The sequence below is a fragment of the Leclercia adecarboxylata genome (assembly GCF_035787115.1).
Taxonomy (GTDB): Bacteria; Pseudomonadota; Gammaproteobacteria; order Enterobacterales; family Enterobacteriaceae; genus Enterobacter; species Enterobacter adecarboxylatus_E.
In genome coordinates this window covers 1-255 of sequence record NZ_JALKTL010000033.1, presented here as the reverse complement: position 1 = coordinate 255, position 255 = coordinate 1, and the positions used below count along the sequence as shown (strand labels likewise).

Sequence of the window (255 nt, the reverse complement as noted above, 5' to 3'; positions counted from 1 at the left end):
TGGGGGCTGCCCTGGTCTCCGCCAACGCCGATCGCACCGCTGAGCAGGCCGGCGCCCTGCACGATGCACGCTTCCAGCACCTGAAGGAGCAGAAGGCCGAGCAGGCCGCTCTGGGGGCTGCCCTGGTTTCCGCCAACGCCGATCGCACCGCTGAGCAGGCCGGCGCCCTGCACGATGCACGCTTCCAGCACCTGAAGGAGCAGAAGGCCGAGCAGGCCGCTCTGGGGGCTGCCCTGGTCTCCGCCAACGCCGATC

General features: G+C 71.0%; 1 protein-coding gene. It reads left to right on the top strand.

Annotation, left to right across the window (positions count from 1 at the left end; genetic code table 11):
• On the top strand, positions 1–255 hold a 255-nt coding region (locus MXM41_RS22725; protein WP_325934485.1), incomplete at both ends, for a hypothetical protein.